This is a genomic window from Pinirhizobacter sp., from assembly GCF_035317885.1.
GTDB lineage: Bacteria > Pseudomonadota > Gammaproteobacteria > Xanthomonadales > Rhodanobacteraceae > Pinirhizobacter.
Genome location: NZ_DATHFX010000240.1, coordinates 1 through 2686 on the forward strand (window position 1 = coordinate 1; position 2686 = coordinate 2686).

The following is a 2686-nucleotide window of genomic DNA, read 5'->3' on the forward strand; positions in this document are numbered from 1 at the left end:
GCATGTGCACCACGCACCCGGACGTGATCAACGCCGATTTACTGGAATTCTTCCGCAGCTGAGAAAGGCGGCTGGGCTCCGGCCCATGGCGCGATACCAGGAATAAGCGATGCGCTGGAAAAAGACTGACCTCGACCCCGAGCTTTGCCGGCACATCTTCAGCGCCTCGGCCGGCATGGTGGGCGTGTGCCTGACGGTGATCAGCCTGTTGCGCATCGTGATCACGCTGCGCAACGTCGACACCCTGGCCGACGACTTCGTGGCCTTCGATGCCCTGCTATTCCTGATCGCCTTCTTTTCGTCCTACTTCGCGCTGCGAGCAAGCACGCGGCAACGGATGCTTCGCGTCGAACGCATCGCGGACGTGTCATTCACCCTGGCGATTTGCGGCATGGTGTTCGTAGCGATCTTCATCACCTATGCCATTACGGTAACGAGCAGGACGTAGCCGCCGGGCGCCAAGGCCCGGCGGCGGACGTGCGTTGGTCAGGCTACCGGCAGGACAGCGGAAAGTATTTGGCTTCCAACGTGCCGTCCGCGTTGCACTTCCAGGTGAGCTGCCCACCGGAGGCCGTAGATGCCAGCTGCAGGTACTTGCCGCGCAGGTGCGTGTTCGCGGCCGCCTGGTCGTAGTAGATGTAGATGCGGCCATCCACCACCTGTATGCCGGAGACAAATCGCCCATGGATGTCGGTGGCTTCGGCAAGGCCCGCGGCGGTATTGTCCGCGGGCATGCGGCCGTTGCGGTTGTAGTACTCCGCCACGGCGGTCTTCGCGCCATTGGACAGCGCCAGACCTTCGGTCACCTGGGCACGAATGGTGTAGTCCTGATACGACGGTATCGCGATGGCCGCGATGATCGCCAGGAAAGGAATGCACAGCCACAGGCACCAGATAACGCCCTTGTCCGCACGCGGGTAACTGGAGCCGTTGCGCTTGAAGGATTCCACCCAGGTGAGCTGGCTTTGCATGTAGATCATCGGGAAGAAGAACAACGTGATGCCGCCAATCTCCGGCGATGCACCGTACGCCGGGAGTGCCCGTTTGATCGAGGCGGACATGGCGAAGTAGCCCACGATGTAGACGATACCTCCGGCAAATACGATCAGCCGACCCAGGAGGGCCACGCCGGAGAGCGTCCCGCCCGCCACCACTCCGCCGATCGTCATGAAGTAACCGACCACGATCAGCACGAGGCTGACGATGAAATAAGCCACGCCGTTACTGGTCGCATCGATCTTCTTCACCCAGTTGGCCTGGATGAACCGCCACACCAGCCCGAAGATATTGAGAGTGACGATGCAAAGCAGCACCACGGCGAACCAGTGCATCGCCGGCGGCGTTGGCAGCGCACGACGACGGTCCGTCGCAGACTCCCGCCCCAGGTCATCGAAACCACTGCGTCCCGAGCGGGCCGACATCGGCGGCAGATCCCCGCCGAAGGGAGGTGGAGGCGGAGGTGCCGAAGCGGGCCCCAGCTCGATCACCTGGTCCAGCGGCAACCATTCGGCCATGCCCGTGCGCCACGCCATCGTGGCGCGCGCCACCTTGCCCTCGGCCACCCATTGGCGGAGCAAACCCGGCTCGTAGGGCCCGAATTTCTCGCCGTTGCGCGAAAGCCAAACAGGAGTCCCGTCATTCATGGGTCGAGCCTCTCGTATCGTGCCGCAGTCAGCTGCCCGCGGCGGCCGCCCAGCCCAGATGTTTTTGCTTGCAAGTGAAATCCCCTTTGCCGACGCCGTCCGTTACGCCGCGATGTCGCGCACCATCCTGCGCATCGCCCCCTGGGACCCATCATGCCAAGCCCGTGGCCTCGGCGGCAATCGATCGCAATACCTTGCGGGTTGGCCAGAAGGCAGGGCCTTTCGTTCCAATGCCTAGTTGGCCGCCGTCCGCTGCATTTTTCCCTGCGCCTGCAGGCCTTGGACGAAATTCAGCACCGCGTCCTCCACGGCCTGCAGGAACGCCATGTCCGGTGTCATGTAGGGACCGGGAACCGGTGGCGCCGCATTGCCGATCGAGGTAAGGATGCCATCGTGCAAGGTGGCCTGGTACCGGGTGACACCGGCGACCTTGTAGGTCATGTTGAATTCGTAGAGGTCATTGATCACCGAGCCCGCGGCGCCGAATGTCAGGCCAGTGCCAAATCCCTTCGCCCGCGCAGCGCCGATGTCGGCGACGTTGTTCACCGCCACCGTCAGCGTGGCGTCACCCGACGCGCCCGGAGCGAAAACTCCCGTGCCGCGCAGCACGCGCTCCACCGACGTCTTCACCATGGCATCGACCGAAGGCTTCGGCGTCCCGTTCACGGCAAAGGATGCATCCACGCTCACCGGTACCGGAGCATCGACGTGCTGGATCGACTGGTAGGTGGCATGCCGGTATTGCGGATCGGCGACCGATTTCATGCTCAGGCAGCCGCACAGCCCAAACGTACATCACACGCGGCAGTGATGGCAGAGGTCAGCACCCCGGCCATATGGCCTAGCAAGCAGGCCGCGAGGTGCGACCGATGACTTCCGGGACTTCCCCTGCGCGCACGTTGGCGATGAAATGGGCGCGCCGTTCACTCTGGGGAGGCCGTCATGGGCCATGCACGCTGGATGCTGTCGATTGTCGCGTTGGCGTTGATGTTTCCCCTCGGCGTGGTTGCACAACAGACTGACCAGGCCGCGGTGTCGGCAGC

Annotated in this window: 3 protein-coding genes; 1 reads left to right on the plus strand and 2 read right to left on the minus strand. The window is 63.4% G+C overall.

Annotated elements, in window-relative coordinates:
* Positions 1–109: 109 nt before the first annotated feature.
* Positions 110–448 carry a hypothetical protein gene (locus tag VK519_RS07850; RefSeq protein WP_324348781.1) on the plus strand — a complete coding sequence of 113 codons (339 nt, stop codon included), beginning with the start codon at positions 110–112 and terminating at the stop codon, positions 446–448.
* 43 nt (positions 449–491) lie between these two features.
* Here VK519_RS07850 and VK519_RS07855 read toward each other — a convergent pair whose 3' ends face one another.
* Both VK519_RS07855 and VK519_RS07860 read right to left on the minus strand, forming a co-directional pair.
* On the minus strand, positions 492–1643 hold the full coding sequence (locus VK519_RS07855) for a pilin (protein ID WP_324348783.1): 1152 nt from the start codon (positions 1641–1643) through the stop codon (positions 492–494).
* A gap of 234 nt (positions 1644–1877) precedes the next feature.
* Positions 1878–2408 (minus strand): hypothetical protein, encoded by a 531-nt coding sequence (locus VK519_RS07860; protein WP_324348784.1) that lies wholly within the window; start codon positions 2406–2408, stop codon positions 1878–1880.
* Between the last annotated feature and the right edge of the window lie 278 nt (positions 2409–2686).

Excerpts from the sequence above, each read along its gene's own strand:
- VK519_RS07850 (WP_324348781.1), top strand. The coding sequence starts at position 110 with ATGCGCTGGAAAAAGACTGACCTCGACCCCGAGCTTTGCCGGCACATC.
- VK519_RS07855 (WP_324348783.1), bottom strand. The coding sequence starts at position 1,643 with ATGAATGACGGGACTCCTGTTTGGCTTTCGCGCAACGGCGAGAAATTC.
- VK519_RS07860 (WP_324348784.1), bottom strand. The coding sequence starts at position 2,408 with ATGAAATCGGTCGCCGATCCGCAATACCGGCATGCCACCTACCAGTCG.